Source organism: Allobosea sp. FG18 (genome assembly GCF_057809495.1).
Genome location: NZ_JBMDKB010000023.1, coordinates 81,832 through 98,531 on the forward strand (window position 1 = coordinate 81,832; position 16,700 = coordinate 98,531).

Below are 16,700 nucleotides of genomic sequence, written 5' to 3' on the forward strand. Positions count from 1 at the left end.
CCTTCGCTGCGCGAAGCCCCGGAATGACAAGCGATAGTCAGAACTGAAGCGTACCGATGAGCATTCCTCCTCCCAGCCAGATCGCGAAGCCCCAGCTCGACCGCCTGCTCGATGCGCTCAACCGCGGCGACAAGCCGACGCTCGCCGGCGTGCCGGATGGCTTCGACGCCGTCGTGCTCGCCGACCTGACTCGCGCCCGCGCCAAGAAGGCCGAGGGGGCAGCGCTGCTCGTCTTCATCGCGCGTGATGGCCAGCGCCTGCAGGTCCTTGAGAACGCGCTGCAATTTGTCGCGCCGGATCTCGAGGTGATGAGCTTCCCGGCCTGGGATTGCCAGCCATATGACCGCGTTTCGCCCGCGCCTGCCATCGTGGCGCACCGGATGACGACGCTCTCGCGCCTCGCCAAGACCAAGTCCGGTGACCGGCCGCGTCTGCTGCTCACCACCGTCAACGCCGCGCTCCAGCGCGTGCCTGCTTTCGGCAAGGTCGCCTCGGAGAGCTTCTCGGCCGCACCCGGCAACGTGGTCGATACCGAGCAACTGGCGCGCTGGCTCGACATCAACGGATATCTACGGACCTCGACCGTGCGCGAGACCGGCGAATTCGCCGTGCGCGGCGGCATCGTCGACCTGTTCCCGCCGGGCATGCCGGCGCCGATCCGGCTCGACTTCTTCGGCGACACGCTGGAATCGATCCGCACCTTCGATCCGGAGACGCAGCGCACCACCGGGCAATTGCGCGGGCTCGATCTCGTGCCGATGTCCGAAGCGCAGATGACGAGCGAGAGCATCCGCCGCTTCCGCCAGTCCTATATCTCGACCTTCGGGACGCCCGGCCGCGACGACACGCTCTATGAAGCCGTCAGCGAAGGACGCCGCCCGGCCGGTCTGGAGCACTGGCTGCCGCTGCTGGCGGAAAAGCTCGACACGCTCTTCACCTATCTGCCCGACGTGCCGCTGGTGCTCGACCATCAGGCCGAGGATGCGGTCGGCGAGCGCATCAGCCTGATCAAGGACTATTACGACGCCCGCAAGGCGGCGCTGGAGCAGGGCGGGGGCGGCGGCATTCCCTACAAGCCCTTGCCGCCGGACGCGCTCTATCTCTCGCCTGCCGACTGGCGCGCGGTGATGGATATCTCGGGCGTCGCCAGCCTGACGCCGTTCCAGTTGCCCGATAGCGAGGGCAAGCTGATTCTCGATCTCGGCGGCAAGCAGGGCCGCAGCTTCGCGGCCGAGCGCACCGCCGATGCCGGCGGCGTCTTCGATGCTGCGGTCGCCCATGTGAAGGCGCTGGAGGCGGACGGCAAGCGCGTCATCCTCGCCGCCTGGTCGGAGGGCTCGCGTGAGCGGCTGGCGCATGTGCTGGCCGATCACGGCCTCAAGAGCACGCAACTGACCGGCTCGCTGCGGGCCGCCTTCGACCTCAAGCCCGGCACGATCGCGCTCGCGGTCTGGGGCTTCGAGACCGGCTTCGAGGCCGGGCGGCTCGCGGTCATCGGCGAGCAGGATATCCTTGGCGACCGCCTCGTCCGTCCGCGCCGCAAGACCAAGCGCCCGCAGGACTTCATCGCCGAATTGTCCTCGCTCGCGCCGGGCGACCTCGTCGTCCATGTCGATCACGGCATCGGCCGCTTCATCGGCCTGCAGACGATCACGGCGGCAGGCGCGCCGCATGACTGCCTCGAAATCCATTATGCCGGCGATTCCAAGCTCTTCCTGCCGGTCGAGAACATCGAGCTTCTGTCCCGCTACGGCTCCGAGGATACCGAGGTCCAGCTTGACCGCCTCGGCGGCGGCGGCTGGCAGGCACGCAAGGCCAAGCTCAAGCAGCGCATCCGCGAGATGGCCGGCAAGCTCATCCAAATCGCGGCGGCCCGCGCGCTCAAGGATGCGCCGCGTCTCATTCCGCCGGACGGTGTCTATGACGAGTTCTGCGCCCGCTTCCCCTATGAGGAAACCGAGGACCAGCAGAACACGATCGACGCCGTGCTGGACGATCTAGCGGCCGGGCGCCCGATGGACCGGCTGGTCTGCGGCGATGTCGGCTTCGGCAAGACCGAGGTCGCGCTGCGTGCCGCCTTCGCCGCGGCACTGAACGGCAAGCAGGTCGCGGTCGTGGTACCGACGACGCTGCTGGCGCGCCAGCATTACCGCAACTTCGCGGATCGCTTTGCCGGCTTGCCGGTCCATGTCGGGCAGGCCTCGCGCTTCGTCGGCTCGGCCGATCTGAAGGCGGTGAAGCAGGGCGCCAAGGACGGGACGATGGACATCGTCGTCGGCACCCATGCGCTGCTCGGCAAGGGCGTCGACTTCAAGGATCTCGGCCTCGTCATCGTCGACGAGGAACAGCATTTCGGCGTCGCCCATAAGGAGAAGCTGAAGGAATTGCGCGCTGAGGTGCATATGCTGACGCTTTCGGCGACACCGATCCCGCGCACGCTCCAGCTCGCCATGACCGGCGTGCGCGAGCTTTCGATCATCGCGACGCCACCGGTCGATCGCCTCGCGGTCCGCACCTTCGTCACGCCCTTCGACCCGCTGATCGTGCGCGAGGCGCTGCTGCGCGAGCGCTATCGCGGCGGGCGCAGCTTCTATGTCGTGCCGCGCATCGAGGACATCGCCGACGTCAAGGACTTCCTCGACAAGCAAGTGCCGGAGTGCAAGGTCGGCATCGCCCATGGCCAGATGGCGGCCGGCACGCTGGAAGATGTGATGACGGCCTTCTACGAGGGCCAGTACGACATCCTGCTCTCGACCACGATCGTCGAATCCGGTCTCGATATCCCGACCGCGAACACGCTGATCGTGCATCGCGCCGACATGTTCGGCCTCGCCCAGCTCTATCAGCTGCGCGGCCGCGTCGGCCGTTCGAAGACCCGCGCCTATGCGCTCTTCACCGTGCCGGCCAATCGCAAGCTGACCGAGCAGGCCGAGAAGCGGCTCAAGGTGCTGCAATCGTTGGACACGCTCGGCGCCGGCTTCCAGCTCGCCAGCCACGATCTCGACATCCGCGGCGCCGGCAACCTGCTCGGCGACGAGCAGTCCGGCCATATCAAGGAGGTCGGCTACGAGCTCTACCAGCAGATGCTGGAAGAGGCCGTGGCGGCGCTCAAGGCCGGCATCGAGTTCGAGACCGAGGCGCAATGGTCGCCGGCGATCCAGGTCGGCGCTCCCGTCATGATCCCCGAGCACTATGTCGCCGACCTGACGCTGCGGCTGACGCTCTACAAGCGGCTCTCGACCATGGACGACGATGCCGAATTGCAGTCCTTCGGCGCCGAATTGGTCGACCGCTTCGGCCCGCTGCCGGAGGAGGTCAACCAGCTCCTGGAGATCGTCGCGATCAAGGCACTCTGCAAGCGCGCCAATGTCGAGAAGGTCGAGGCCGGGCCGAAGGGCATCATTGTCGCCTTCCGCAACAATGAGTTCGCGAATCCGGAAGGGCTGGTTTCCTATGTCGCGAAGATCGGCACGCTGGCGAAGGTCCGCCCTGACATGCGCGTCGTCTTCATCGACGATTTCGACACTGTCGAGCAGCGTCTCAAGGCGACGCGCCGGCTGCTGACCGATCTCGCGCGGATCGCGGAACGGAAGAAGGCGGCCTGAGCGGGCGGCGAACTTCTCCCGTCATAGAAATCCCTCGCGGGTCATCCCGGACAAGCGGCGAAGCCGCGCCGATCCGGGATCCATGCCGGAGCCTGTCGAATAGAGGCTCCGGAATGGATCCCGGGTCTCCCTTCGGTCGCTCGGGATGACCCGCGTTGGGTCATTCTCTAAAGGTCGAAGAACACCGTCTCGTTCTCACCGGCGAGGTTGATGTCGAGCCACCATGTCCCGTCCGGCTTGTGCTGGGCGATCAGGGTGTGGCGGCGCGCCTCGGGCACGAGCGCGAGGATCGGGTCGGTCTCGTTGCCCTCGCCATCGGCGAAATAGAGCCGGGTCGGCAGGCGCTTCAGCAGGCCGCGGCCGAAGACCGAGAGCGCGATATGCGGCGCCTGAAGGCTGTTGCCGGGGCCGGGCACGCGGCCGGGTCGGATCGTGCGGAAACGGTAGACGCCGTCCTTGTCGGTCGAGGCGCGACCGAACCCGACGAAATGCCGGTCGAGCGCCACATCCGCGCGGTCGTCGTCCGGGCTGGCATAGCGACCCTTGGCGTTAGCCTGCCAGATCTCGATCATCGCGTCTTCGATCGGCTTGCCGTCGGCATCGTAGACGCAGCCGGCGAGCGCGATGACCTCGCCCTCGGGTTGACCTGAGACATTCGAGCCCGAGAGCAGGAAATGCCCCGGCGGCATCAGGTCGGGGCGGGCGCCCATCTCGGATCGGCCAACGAGATCGGCGCCACCCTTCCAGGGCAGGCCGTAATGGAAATAGGGGCCGACCGTCTGCCACGGCGTCTGGCCGAAGATCGACGGGTCCTGGCTGTCCTGCCGCGGCGCGGCGTTGCGGGATTCCAGATCAGTGATTGCTAGATCAGTGGTCGTCGTCATGGTCGTCCTCGAACGGCGTCTGATCGCGGCCCTTGAGCACGATGTCGAAGACATAGCTCAGCGCCCAGTTCGGCTCGGTGGTGCCGATGTCGAAGCGCGAGACCATGCGCTGGCGATAGGGCATCGGCACGGCATTCGCGATCGGGTCGATCTCGATCAGCGGATCGTCGGGGAAATACATCTGCGTGACCAGCCGCGTCGCGAAAGCGGGGCCCAGCAGCGAGAGATGGATATGGGCCGGGCGCCAGGCGTTCTTGTGGTTGCCCCAGGGATAGGCGCCGGGCCGGATCGTGACATAGCGATAGCGGCCCTGCTCGTCGGTGATCACCCGGCCGACGCCGGTGAAATTCGGATCGAGCGGGGCCGGCCAGTCGTCCTTGGCGTGGATATAGCGGCCGGCGGCGTTCGCCTGCCAGATCTCGACGACGGTGTTCGGCACGGGCCTTCCGTCCTCGTCAAGCACGCGGCCGGTTACGACGATGCGCTGACCCTGCGGCTCCGCCTTGTGCTGGGTGGTGAGGTCGGCCATGGCCGGGCCCATCAGGCGCGACCAGTCGGTCGGCCCGGTCACCTCGGTCAGCGTCTGCGGGATCGCGATCGGGGCCTGGCGCGGGCTGCGCGCCACGGTCGAACGGTAATCCGGGGAGAGCGAGGCCGGCTGTCCGGCATCGAGCCCCGCATAGGGAAGGATCAGGCTGCTCATGCGGCTTCTCTCCTCAGCCATGGCTCGGCGCGGGAACGCTGATCGGGCGCGCGAGCCTTGATTGCGCGGTGAGCCGGATGCCGGCATTGGCGGCGCCATATCCGGCATAACCGTCGCGCTGGACGATCTCGAAGAACAGCCCGCCATCCAGCGTCTGGGTATAGGCCTGCCGGAACGCGCCGCCGGCATCGCTGTCATAGAGGATGTTCAGCGCCTTCATCGCGTCGATCTCCTCGCCCGTCAGGTCGGAGCGGGCTTCGAGGTCGTCATAGTAGTTCTCGGGGATGGGTAGCATGGCGACACCATTGGCAACCAGCCGCTTGACGGTCGCGGCGATGTCGTCGGTCGCGAAAGCGATATGCTGCACGCCGGAGCCGAAGAAATCGGTGATGAAGCGGGCCGAGAGTGTGCGGTGGCTCTGCGAGCCGTTGAGGATGAGCCTGAGGCCATGGCCGTTCCTGCCATCTAGGCCGCTCTCGATCACCTGGCTCTGGACCACGCCGCCGGGATCGAGCACGGCCTGGCTCGGCGTCTTCCGCGTCTCGAACAGCGAGGAGTAGAACAGCAGCCAGGTCAGCATCTCCTCGTATTGCATGCTCTGCGAGACATGGTCGACGCCGGTCAGCCCGGCATGATCAGAGGCTTCACCGGTCGCCTCGAAATCGACCTCCGCCCAGCGGCCGAGCGCCGAGGTGTGGTCGAGGAAATAGAGCAGGCTGCCGCCGAGCCCGCGCACGGCCGGAATGTCGAGTTCGCCCGGCCCGACAGCGCTGGCATGCGGCACATCGAGCAATGCGGTAGCGCGCGCGATCGCGGCCTGCGCATCCGGCACGCGCAAGGCCAGCGCGCAAACCGAGGTGCCGTGCGTGATCTGATAGCTATGGGCGAAGCCGTCGGCCTCGCTGTTCAGGACGATGCGGATATCGCCCTGTTTCCAGAGATCGACATCCTTGGAGCGATGCGCGCCGGCGCGTGCGAAACCGAGCGCCCGCAGCAGCCGCTCGAAACCCGGCCGCTCGGCCTCCGACACCGCGAACTCGATGAATTCGACCGCCTCGACCGGAGCCGGCGGCGGCATCGGCACGGCGCCGGGCACCGACTTGCCGACCTGTCGCGCGGTCTCATCGAGCAGCCAGATCAGCGAGCGATGACCATCGAGCGCGACGGAACGGGCCGAGCCGGCGCGGAAGCGATCGTTGAAGATTTCCAGCGAGAGCACGCCGTCATAGCCCGTCGCGGCCAGCGCGCGCATGAAGCCGGAGAGGTTCAGGTCGCCCTGTCCCGGCAGGCAGCGCCAGTGCCGGCTCCAGGAGAGCGGGTCCATCTGCAGCAGCGGCGCATCGGCCATCTGCACCATCGCGATCCTGTCGCGCGGAATCGTGCCGATCGCCGCGAGGTCGAGCCCGCGCGCCAGGATATGGAAGGAATCCAGCACGATCCCGACCTCCGGCCGGTTGGCGCGGCGCACGATCTCCCAGGCGTCGCGATAGTCGAAGACATGCCGCCCCCAGGCCAGCGCCTCGTAGCCGACACGCAGGCCGCGGCGCCCCGCACGCTCGCCCAACTCGGCGAAATCGGCGGCGAGCCGGTCGATGCCGGGCAGGGCTTCCGGCGAAACGCTGGAGCAGACGAAGAGCAGGTCCGTGCCCAATTCCTGCAAGAGATCGAACTTGCGCTCGGCCCGGTCGAAGACGCGCTGGCGGCGCCCCTCGGGCATGCCCTCGAAATCGCGGAAGGGCTGGCAGGTCACGATCGTCAGGCCGAGATCGGCACAGATGCGCCGGACTTCCGTGGGTGAGCCGGGGAAGGCGATCAGGTCATTCTCGAAGATTTCGACGGCTGTGAAGCCGGCGGCGGCGATGGCCTCGAGCTTTTCCTGGAGCGTGCCGGAAACGCAGACGGTGGCGATCGATGGAATCACGAGATGCCTCCTCTCAAGCCAATTGCGCGACGGCCCGCAGGTCTTCGGCCGTGGTCGAAGGCAGGCCGAAGAACTCCAGATAGGCGGGTATCTGCTCGAACAGCATGTCGGTACCGACTTGCACGGCGCAGCCGCGTGCGCGGGCCGCGGCGAGGAAGGGCGTGATCTCCTGCGCCATCACGACTTCGCCGACGAAGGCGGAGGCGGACAGGCGAGAAACCTCGACCGGCAGCGGATCGTCCGGCTTCATGCCGAGCGGCGTGGCGTTGACAACGAGGTCGAAGCCATCGGGGTCGTTCGAGCCGGTAGCGACGCGAAGGGCAGGGTAGTGCGCCGTCAATCGCTGGCTGAGTTCTTCGGCTGCGGATGCCTGCCTGTCGAACAGGCCCAGCTCTGCCACACCGGCCTTCGCCAGCGAGGCGGCGATTGCCGAGCCGACGCCACCCGCGCCGACGACGAGCGCGCGGGCGCCATCTAACTTATGGCCCTTGCGCAGGACGCCGCGCACGAAGCCCTCGCCGTCGAACATGTCGCCACTGAGCCGGCCATCGGCTTCGAGCTTCACGGCGTTGCAGGCGCCGGCGATCGCGGCGGTCGGCGAGAGCCTGTCGACGAGGCCGGTCGTGGTGACCTTGTGCGGCATCGTCACCAGCGCGCCATGGGCGTTGGACAGGCGGAAGAACAGCTTCAGGAAATCAGGGTAGTCCGCGCTGCGGCAGCCCATCGGCACGACGACGGCATCGATCCCCTCGCGCTGGAAATAGGGGTTGTAGATCATCGGCGCCTTGAAGCTCTCGGTCGGGTAGCCGAGATGGCCGATCAATCGCGTCGTACCCTTGATCATGCGCCAGCCCTCGCAGGCGCCGGCTCGGGGGCGATCTCGACCGGAGCGCCGCTGCGCGCCGCCCGCTTCACCGCCTCGATGACGGCGAGCGTCGCCAGGCCTTCGCGGCCGGAGACGAGCGGAGCCTCCTCGCCGCGGATCACCGCACAGAAATGCCGGACCTGCGCCTGCAACGGGTCTTCGGGCACGAAGGGAATGCGTTCGCGCCTGAGAGGCTCCCACCAGCCACGCTTGTCGCTATGGCTCCAGAGTTCGAGCGCAGGGATCGTCAGCGAACCATGCGTCCCGCCGATCTGGTAGCAGGACTGGTCCTGACGCGGATAGGCGGGGTTCTCGCCGGTGGTCAGCTCCCAGCTCCAGGGCGAAACGACGGTGTCGGAGGCGCTGACTGTGCCGAGCGCGCCATTGGCGAAGCGCAGGATCGCGACGGCCGTCTCCTCGGCCGGATTGCCGCGCACGGCGTTGGAACTCAGCGCCTGCACGCCGGTAATCTCACCGCAGAGATAGCGGAACAGGTCGATATCGTGGATCAGGTTGATCAGGATCGGGCCCGCGCCCTCCTGCCTGCGCCAGTCGACGTCGAAATAATCGTCCGGCTTCACCAGCCAGAACTGTCCGTTGAGCGTCAGGATGCGGCCGAGCCGACCGGCATCGATCGCCTCGCGCGCCTTCCGAATCATCGGGTTGTGGCGGCGGTGGTGGCCGACGAGGAGCGGCACGCCCGCCGCCTCGGCAGCTTGGACGAGCTTGCGGGCGCTATCGACGCTGTCGGCCAGCGGCTTCTCGACCAGCATGGGAATGCCGGCCGCGAACAGCTCCAGCCCGTTGGCGACATGAAGCTGGTTCGGCGTCGCGACGATGACGCCATCTGGCTTCTCGGCGGCGGGGAGGGCGTCGAAACCCGGATACCAGGCGACGCCGATCTCCTCCGCGAAGGCCTTGCCGGCCGGGGCCGGGTCGATGATCGCTGACAGGACAGCGCCGGGCTCGGCCCGGACATGGGCGGCATGACGCTTGCCGATAAGGCCCGCCCCCATCACCGCGATTTTCACCGGAGCCATCGGGGCGTTCCTCACGCGGCCTGATCGTCGATGAGCTTGGCAATGCGCCGCAAGCCGAGCTGATAGCCTTGCGTGCCGAAGCCGGCGATGACGCCGTCCGAACGCAGGGAGACATAGGAGTGATGGCGGAAGGCCTCGCGCTTATGGACCTGCGAGATATGGCACTCGATCACCGGCCCCTCGAAGGTGTTGAGCGCGTCGAGCAGCGCGACCGAGGTATGCGTGAAGGCGGCCGGGTTGATGACGATGCCGGCGCCATCCTCGCGCGCCTCGTGAATCCAGTCGATCAGTTCGTATTCGCGGTTGGACTGGTGAAAGCGCAGTTCCAGCTTCAATTCCTCGGCGAGCTTGCGGCAGTCGCGCTCGACATCGGCCAGCGTCTCGTGCCCGTAGATATGCGGTTGGCGCTTGCCGAGCAGGTTCAGGTTCGGGCCGTTCAGGACATAGACGAGGCGTGACATCGTTCGCATTCCGTTGAGGTGCCCGGCGGGGCCGGACGGGTGTTTCAGTGCTTGCGCAGGATTTCGCCGAGGAATTGCCGGGTCCGCTCATGGCGGGGATTCTGGAAGAACGCTTCGGGCGGGGCCTCTTCGACGATGGCGCCGGAGGCCATGAAGATGACGCGGTTCGCCACCTGTCGGGCGAAGCCCATCTCATGAGTGACGCAGATCATGGTCATGCCCTCCTCGGCGAGCGCGATCATGGTGTCGAGCACCTCCTTGACCATCTCGGGATCGAGGGCCGACGTCGGCTCGTCGAAGAGCATGACCTTCGGCTTCATACAGAGCGCGCGGGCAATCGCGACGCGCTGCTGCTGGCCGCCCGAAAGCTGCGCTGGATACTTCTCGGACTGTTCGAGGATTTTCACGCGGCCGAGCAGTTGGCGGGCGGTGGCCTCGGCTTCCGCCTTGCTGGCGCCAAGCGAGCGCATCGGCGCCAGCATGCAGTTCTCCAGCACGGTCATGTGCGGGAACAGGTTGAAATGCTGGAAGACCATGCCGACCTCGCGGCGCACCGCGTCGATGGTCTTCGCGTCGTCGCCGAGCCTCGTGCCGCCGACCCGGATCTCGCCCTTCTGGTAGCTCTCCAGATGGTTGATGCAGCGGATCAGCGTCGACTTGCCGGAGCCCGACGGCCCGCAAAGCACGATGCGCTCGCCTTTGCGGACCGACAGGTTGATGTCGGTCAGGGCCTGGAACTCGCCATACCATTTCTCGACATGCATCATGGCGATCATGGCGTCCGCCGAGGCGGCGTTCTGGACGGCTGGCTGGTTCATGACCCTGACCTCGTCTCGTCGCGCGCTCAGCCCGCGGTGAAGGTGATGCCTTCGAGGCTCTCCGGGAACTTGTGCACCGGCACCTTCATCCACTTGTCGTAGACCTTCTGCAGCTCGCCATTGGCCTTGATCTTGTCGATGAAGCTGTTGATCGCGGCGTTGATCTCCTTCTCGCCGAGGCGGGTGCAGGCGCCGTTGTAGAGGTTCTGGAATTCGAGCTTGTTCTCGAACTCGCCGGGGCGGCCCTGCTCGATGCGCTGCATGTAGAAGATGTTGCCGCCGAGCGCCTGAACCTGGCCGGAGACCAGCGCCTGGATCGAGGGCGCATCGCCGTCATAGCGGCGGATGGTGGTGTTGGCCGGGGCGTTCTTGGTCACCTGCGTGTCCTGCGCCGCGCCCTTGGCGACGCCGATCGTGTAGCGGCCCATATCCTCGTTGGTGGTGATCTTGTCCTTCTTCGGGCCGATCAGCACGATGGTATTGGCGACATAGGGCTTGGAGAACTGCACGGCCTTGGCGCGCTCGGGCAGCATCGCCATGGTCGCGAACAGCACGTCGACGCGGCCGGTGGTCAGGGCCGGAATGCGGTTATTGACCTCGAGCGGCACGAACTCCACCTGCACGCCGAGTTCCTTGGCGAAAAGCGTCGCGATATCGGCGTCGAGGCCCTCCTGCTTGCCGGCCGAGTTGACGAAGCCCCACGGGGGATTATCGCCCTGGATGCCGACGACGATCTTGCCCTTGGCCTTGATCTCGGCCGGGGTGACGGCGAAGGCAGGGGTGCTCAGTACGGCCGGCATAGCCAGCGCGGCAGCGCCGGCGACGAGCAGGCTGCGGCGGGTGGTTTTCATCTTCGTCATGTTTCTCTCCCTCTTCGTGTTTGGTTGGTTCAGGCGGTGAACGGGGTGGTCAGCGCGCGGCGATGGCCATGCGGCGCTCGAGATGCGAGCCGTAGAGCGAGAGCGGCCAGCACAGCAGGAAATAGAGGATGCCGACGATCCCGAAGACGAGGAGCGGCTGGAAGATCTGGTTGGAGACGATGTTCCCGGCCCGCGTCAGCTCGGTGAAGCCGACGATCGCGGCGAGCGAGGTGCCCTTGATCAGCTGGACCAGGAAGCCGATCGTCGCCGGCAGCGAGATACGGATCGCCTGCGGCAGGATCACGTCGCGCATCCGCGAGGTATAGGACAGGCTCAGCGCCTTGGCGGCCTCGGTCTGGCCCTTCGGTACGGCCTCGATCGAGCCGCGCCAGATCTCGCCGAGATAGGCGCTGGCATGGAGCGTGAAGCCGATCGCGACCGCGACCCATGCATCGAGCTTCAGCCCGACCAGCGCGAGGCCGTAATAGACCACGAAAAGTTGCATCAGGAGCGGCGTGCCCTGGAACAGCGCGATATAGCCTGCCGTGATGCGCTCCATCAGCGGCCGCTCGGAGACCCGCATCAGCGCGATCGCGAGCCCGAACACGCCGCCGCCGACGAAGCCGACCAGCGAGAGCAGCACGGTCCATTTCAGGCCGGTGAGCAGGAAGAGGAATTCGTTCGTTCCCATCGCGCCCTCACTTCACCGGATAGCTGAAGTAGCGGGTCGAGATCGCCGTAAAGAAGCGCATCATCACCCAGGAGATCACGAGGTAGAACAGCGTGATCGTGCCGTAGACCTCGAAGGAGCGGAAACTGTCGGATTCGATCCGCTGCGCCACCGAGGTCAGCTCATAGGCCGAGATCGCCGAGGCGATGGAAGTCGTCAGCGTCAGCAAGACGAACTGGCTGGTAAGCGAGGGGAAGATCGCCCTGAGCGCCGGCTTCAGCACAATCAGGCGGAAGACCTGGGCCTTGTGCAGGCCGAGCGCGAGGCCGGCCTCGATCTGGCCCTTGCCGATCGACTGGACGCCGCCGCGGATGATCTCGATGGCATAGGCGCCGCCATTGATGCCGAGCGCGATGATCGCGGTCGGCGTCGGGTCGAGCCTGAGGCCCGCCAGCGGCAAGGCGAAATAGATGAAGAAGATCTGGACCAGGAACGGCGTGTTGCGGATGATCTCGACGAAGGCCTTCACGAGCCAGCGCACCGGAGCGATCCTGGAGTCGCGCAGGATCACGCCACCGATGCCGATGACGATGGCCAGCGCCATGCCGCTGATCGCGAGCAGGAAGGTGCCGAGGCAGCCCATCAGCAGGGCTGGCATCCCGTCGATCACCGGCGTGAAATCGAGCTTGTAGTTCATGGCGCTCCCTAGATCATCGCGCGCCCCAAGGGGCGCGAGAACGATGATCTATCTCCTTGGTGTTGCATCGGATTCATCCGAAAAGTGGAAGCCACCTTTCGGTCCGATGCAGTCTCGGTCGACCTTCTCAAAGGGGTCGATCCGGTTCCCGTCCGCAGTCGCGACACCTCTTTTCGGGTGCCTTTGTCTTCTGGCTCGCCGGCTTGCGCTCTGCCGACGACATGTTAAATGTACCGGATAGTTCATTTGGTCAAGCGCAATGTACCGCCTTGTCCATTTCGATGCGTTCGCCCGGGCTTCCGGGTTGGTTCTCTTGTGGGTGAAGCATGAGCAAGGCAGCGTCGGTGCCGAAGGCAACGGGCCGCAAGCCGGCGTCCTGGACGCAGGACCCGGAAGGCGTCCGCCGCAACATCCTGACTGTCGCGAAGGAGGAATTCGTCGAGAACGGCCTGAGCGGCGCGCGCGTCGACGAGATCGCGGCGCGGACCGCGACCAGCAAGCGGATGATCTACTACTATTTCGGGGACAAGGAGGGGCTCTACCGCGCCGTCCTCGAGGAGATGTACGAGCGCATCCGCGGCTTCGAGCGCAGCCTCGACCTCGCCAGCCTGCCGCCGGTCGAGGCCATGACGCTGCTGGCTGGCTTCACCTTTGACTACCACGCCGAGAACCCGGATTTCGTGCGGCTCGTCATGGTCGAGAACATCCACCACGCACGCCATCTCGCGACTTCCGACCGGATCGCGACGCTCAACCTCTCGGCCATCGACATGATCCGCGAAGCCTATGAGCGCGGCGTGGCGGCCGGGCTGTTCCGGCCGGGCATCGAGGCGCTGGACATCCATCTGACGATCAGCGCGCTGGCCTTCTACAACGTCTCCAACCGCGCCAGCATCCGCCAGGTCTTTGGCCATGACATGGGTGCGCCCGAGGCGCTGGTGCGCCGCCGCGCCGCCGCGATCGACACGGTGCTGCGCATGCTGCGCGCCTGAAGCCTTGAGGGGCAGGGCAGGCGAAGGCATCGCCGTCAGCTCCGCGCCGCGACGAGGCCTGCCATCGCCTGGATGGCGAGTTCGTAGCCGGCTGCTCCCAGGCCGATGATGATGCCGGTCGCGGTCCGCGAGACCAGAGAGTTGTGATAAATGCTCTCGCGTGCATGCACATTCGAGATGTGCAATTCGATCTTCGGGCCATCGAACATCTTGAGCGCATCGAGCAGCGCGACGGACGTGAAGGTGTAGCCGGCCGGGTTGATGATGATCCCACAGGCCTCCTGCCGCGCCTGATGCACGCTCTCAACCAGCTCGCCCTCGAAATTGGTCTGGCGGAAGTCGACCGCGAAACCGAGCGAAGCCGCCTTCGCCTCGCAGCTTTCCTTGATCTCCGCCAGCGTGGTCGAGCCGTAGATATGCGGCTCGCGCTGCCCGAGCAGGTTCAGGTTGGGGCCGTTCAGGATGAAAATCCGGCGTGATGCCGCAGCTTCCGTGTCCGCCATGACATCCTCCCAGGCGAAGCTCTGATGGCCTCGTTCGCAGCTCGTGAGTGGAGCGTGATGCAGGATGAAAGACAGATCAACTGATAATTTATCGATCATCAGTTGATTTATGTGAACATGAGAGCCAGGCTTGCGGGCAGCCTCGCTTCCTGACAGGAACGCGCGAGGGCAGGGAGCAGCATGACGGACGCGGCATTCGAGATCGGCGGCGAAGAGATCCCGGTTCTCTCGACCGGTGAGCAGGCCTATGAGCGCATCAAGCACGACATCGTCTTCGGCGTGCTCCAGCCCGGCCAGCGCCTACCACTCGATCGGCTGAAATCCGTCTACGGCGTCGGCATCAGCACCTTGCGCGAGATCCTGAACCGGCTGGCGCCGGAGGGGCTCGTCGTCGCGGAGGGGCAGCGCGGCTTCCAGGTTGCGCCCTGTTCGGCGACGGACCTCAGGGAGCTCGCCGACCTGCGCCTGCTGATCGAGAGCCATGCGCTGGCGCAGTCCTTCGAGGCCGGCGATGTCGAGTGGGAAGGGCGCGTCGTCGCCGCCCATCACAAGCTCGCCCGGATGGAGCAGCGCCTGCTCGCGGGCGACGAGTCCGGCACGCAGGCCTGGAAGCGCTACGATTTCGAGTTCCATCAGGCGCTGGTCTCGGCCTGCGGCTCGAAGGCGCTGCTCGATCTCCATGCCGGCATCTATGACCGTTACCTGCGCTACCAGATGGTCTTCTTCATCTTCTGGGGCCCGACCTCGACCGAGGACCACAAGGCCCTGCTCGACTGTGCGATGCGCAGGGACGCTGCCGGGGCGCAAAAGCTGCTGCACGGCCATATCCATGGCTGCATCGATGTCGCGCTGGAGCGTGGTCTGGTCGGCTGAAGGCGTCTTGATTGGGAGATCATCCCAGTCTGGAACCACCCTTGTCATTCCGGGGCGTGCCGCATGCGCGAACCCGGAACCCACGACTGGGTGAGACACGAAACAGTCAGTTGCAAGTGGCGGCCCCAGTCGTGGGTTCCGGGGTCTTCGCTGACGCGAAGCGCCGGAATGACAATCGTAGGGCACGAAGCCGCCATGAGCCTTATCGACGGAACAGGTCCATCATGCGGGTAGGGCGCCGCCCTTGGAAAACCGGCCTCGTCTCGTCCGAAAGTTTGCATGCGAAGTTGGATACTGTTAACGCTGTGAGCCTGAAACGGCCTCCGCCGCCGGCTGCAAGCCGGACCGAAAGAGGGGCCGGCGGGAGGTTTGAATGCAGCTTGTGGCCATCCAGCAGGCCGTAGCCGCGCGCAGTATCCTGGCGACCATGCCGCGCGTGATCGAAAGCGTCGGCCGCTCCGATTTTTCCAGCGGCCTGTTCGATATCGCCCGCCGCTTCACCGGGACCGAGATCGTGACCGCCTTCGTCGCTGCGCCTGACGGCGAGGTGCATACGCTGCTGGCCGAGAACCACTACAATTCCGGGCAGCCAGCGCTCGAGATTGCCCGCCGGTACGTCTCCCGGCATTGGAGCGCGGATCCGGCCAACGCGATCCCGCTCGACGATAGCGAAGAGGCCGATTGCTGGGGCGTGCGGATGAAGGCGGCCGACATCGAAAGCTCGGCCTATCGCAGCGAATGCTATCTCTCGGTTGGGCTGTCGGAGCGCTTCTCGCTCTTGCAGCGCCGCGAGGCCGGCACGCTGCGGCTCAGCATCTACCGCCGCCGCAAGGAGAGCTTTGGCGAGGCTGAGATTGCGAATCTCGTCGAAAGCGCGCCGCTGCTGATGGCGGCGCTCTGGCGGCACTACGAGGTGACGAAGCCGGCAGGTGGCCGTGGCGCGGCGCGGGATTTCCATGCCCGATTGGAAAAGGCAGCGCCGGAGCTGTCGAAGCGCGAGCGGGATGTCTGCGCGCTCGTCGCTGCCGGCCTGACCTCGGAGGGCATCGCGCTGGAACTCGGCGTCGGCATCAATACCGTGCTGACCTATCGCAAGCGCGCCTATGCAAGGCTCGGCATCTCCTCGCAGAACGAGTTGATGCGCATCCTGATGTGAGCCGGCTCACACCGCGTCCGGCTGCTGGTCTGGCCTTGCCGCGATGAAGGCGGGCAGGGTGGCGCAATGCGCGTCGATCGCGACGAGCTTCGGATAGGGCGATAGATCGATCCCGTAGCGTCGCGCGCTGCCGATCTGCGGCACGAGGCAGATATCGGCCAAGGTCGGTGCACCGCCGAAGCAGAATGGACCGGGCTGGTCCCGGATCAGCGTTTCGCAGGCGCTCAGGCCTTCGTTCATTGCAACAGCGAGCCAGTCCTGCACGTCGGCTTCCGAAAAGCCCTTGGCGCGCAGGCGCTTCTGGATCTTCGGGTTCTGGAAGGGGTGGGTTTCGCAGGCGATGACCAGCGCGAAGGCCTCGACGCGGGCGCGCAGTGCATTATCGGCCGGAACGAGCGGCGGCTGCGGCACCTCGCGGTCGAGCCAGCCGATGATCGCGAGCGACTGTGTCAGCACCGTGCCGTCGTCGAGTTCCAGCGCCGGGATCAGCTTCTGTGGGTTGATCGCCGCATAGGCCGGCTCGTTCTGGGCGCCGTCGCGCAGGTTATGGATCACGCTCTGCGGCGTCACGCCCTTGAGATTGAAGGCGATGCGCGTGCGCCAGGCGGCGGAAGAGCGGAAATAGCCGTGCAGGATCATGTTGGGCTCCCTC

At 66.0% G+C, this 16,700-nt stretch carries 16 protein-coding genes; 4 read left to right on the plus strand and 12 right to left on the minus strand.

The window, feature by feature from the left end; translation table 11 throughout:
- Positions 1-56: 56 nt before the first annotated feature.
- Positions 57-3,605, plus strand: a complete 3,549-nt coding sequence (mfd, locus tag ACODTJ_RS23280) for a transcription-repair coupling factor (protein ID WP_454656977.1) — start codon at positions 57-59, stop codon at positions 3,603-3,605.
- A gap of 167 nt (positions 3,606-3,772) precedes the next feature.
- On the opposite strand, the gene pcaG is transcribed toward mfd, so the two are convergent.
- The 10 genes from pcaG to ACODTJ_RS23330 all read right to left on the minus strand — a co-directional run bounded on the left by pcaG (position 3,773) and on the right by ACODTJ_RS23330 (position 12,524).
- Positions 3,773-4,489, minus strand: coding sequence for a protocatechuate 3,4-dioxygenase subunit alpha (gene pcaG / locus ACODTJ_RS23285; protein WP_454656976.1), 717 nt, complete (start codon positions 4,487-4,489; stop codon positions 3,773-3,775).
- Complete coding sequence (pcaH, locus tag ACODTJ_RS23290; protein ID WP_488850218.1) at positions 4,473-5,192, minus strand: protocatechuate 3,4-dioxygenase subunit beta; 720 nt, start codon at positions 5,190-5,192, stop codon at positions 4,473-4,475. Before pcaH ends, pcaG begins: the two co-directional genes overlap by 17 nt.
- Before the next feature lie 13 nt (positions 5,193-5,205).
- Complete coding sequence (locus ACODTJ_RS23295) at positions 5,206-7,113, minus strand: bifunctional sugar phosphate isomerase/epimerase/4-hydroxyphenylpyruvate dioxygenase family protein (protein ID WP_454656974.1); 1,908 nt, start codon at positions 7,111-7,113, stop codon at positions 5,206-5,208.
- A gap of 13 nt (positions 7,114-7,126) precedes the next feature.
- Positions 7,127-7,957, minus strand: a complete 831-nt coding sequence (locus ACODTJ_RS23300) for a shikimate dehydrogenase family protein (RefSeq protein ID WP_454656973.1) — start codon at positions 7,955-7,957, stop codon at positions 7,127-7,129.
- Positions 7,954-9,018: a Gfo/Idh/MocA family protein gene (locus ACODTJ_RS23305; protein ID WP_488850221.1), complete on the minus strand. Its 1,065-nt coding sequence runs from the start codon at positions 9,016-9,018 to the stop codon at positions 7,954-7,956. Before ACODTJ_RS23305 ends, ACODTJ_RS23300 begins: the two co-directional genes overlap by 4 nt.
- A gap of 11 nt (positions 9,019-9,029) precedes the next feature.
- Positions 9,030-9,479 carry a type II 3-dehydroquinate dehydratase gene (gene aroQ / locus ACODTJ_RS23310; RefSeq protein WP_265059422.1) on the minus strand — a complete coding sequence of 150 codons (450 nt, stop codon included), beginning with the start codon at positions 9,477-9,479 and terminating at the stop codon, positions 9,030-9,032.
- A gap of 44 nt (positions 9,480-9,523) precedes the next feature.
- Positions 9,524-10,255 (minus strand): amino acid ABC transporter ATP-binding protein, encoded by a 732-nt coding sequence (locus tag ACODTJ_RS23315; protein ID WP_454658995.1) that lies wholly within the window; start codon positions 10,253-10,255, stop codon positions 9,524-9,526.
- 68 nt (positions 10,256-10,323) lie between these two features.
- Entirely contained in the window at positions 10,324-11,157 is an 834-nt protein-coding gene (locus ACODTJ_RS23320) for a transporter substrate-binding domain-containing protein (protein ID WP_454656971.1), read from the minus strand.
- 49 nt (positions 11,158-11,206) lie between these two features.
- A complete protein-coding gene (locus ACODTJ_RS23325; RefSeq protein WP_454656970.1) occupies positions 11,207-11,848 on the minus strand; it encodes an amino acid ABC transporter permease in 642 nt (213 codons plus the stop codon).
- Positions 11,849-11,855: 7 nt separating this feature from the next.
- Positions 11,856-12,524 carry an amino acid ABC transporter permease gene (locus ACODTJ_RS23330; protein WP_454656969.1) on the minus strand — a complete coding sequence of 223 codons (669 nt, stop codon included), beginning with the start codon at positions 12,522-12,524 and terminating at the stop codon, positions 11,856-11,858.
- 326 nt (positions 12,525-12,850) lie between these two features.
- Between ACODTJ_RS23330 and ACODTJ_RS23335 the strand changes: the two genes are divergently transcribed.
- The gene (locus tag ACODTJ_RS23335; protein ID WP_454656968.1) at positions 12,851-13,516 is read left to right on the plus strand and encodes a TetR/AcrR family transcriptional regulator; all 666 of its coding nucleotides are present in this window, start codon (positions 12,851-12,853) and stop codon (positions 13,514-13,516) included.
- Positions 13,517-13,551: 35 nt separating this feature from the next.
- On the opposite strand, the gene aroQ (ACODTJ_RS23340) is transcribed toward ACODTJ_RS23335, so the two are convergent.
- Entirely contained in the window at positions 13,552-14,019 is a 468-nt protein-coding gene (gene aroQ / locus ACODTJ_RS23340; protein ID WP_454656967.1) for a type II 3-dehydroquinate dehydratase, read from the minus strand.
- Positions 14,020-14,199: 180 nt separating this feature from the next.
- On the opposite strand from aroQ (ACODTJ_RS23340), the gene ACODTJ_RS23345 reads away from it, so the two are divergent.
- Both ACODTJ_RS23345 and ACODTJ_RS23350 read left to right on the plus strand, forming a co-directional pair.
- On the plus strand, positions 14,200-14,892 hold the full coding sequence (locus ACODTJ_RS23345; protein ID WP_454656966.1) for a GntR family transcriptional regulator: 693 nt from the start codon (positions 14,200-14,202) through the stop codon (positions 14,890-14,892).
- Between the two features lie 373 nt (positions 14,893-15,265).
- On the plus strand, positions 15,266-16,048 hold the full coding sequence (locus ACODTJ_RS23350; protein ID WP_454656965.1) for a helix-turn-helix transcriptional regulator: 783 nt from the start codon (positions 15,266-15,268) through the stop codon (positions 16,046-16,048).
- 6 nt (positions 16,049-16,054) lie between these two features.
- On the opposite strand, the gene maiA is transcribed toward ACODTJ_RS23350, so the two are convergent.
- Positions 16,055-16,687, minus strand: coding sequence for a maleylacetoacetate isomerase (maiA, locus tag ACODTJ_RS23355; RefSeq protein WP_454656964.1), 633 nt, complete (start codon positions 16,685-16,687; stop codon positions 16,055-16,057).
- Between the last annotated feature and the right edge of the window lie 13 nt (positions 16,688-16,700).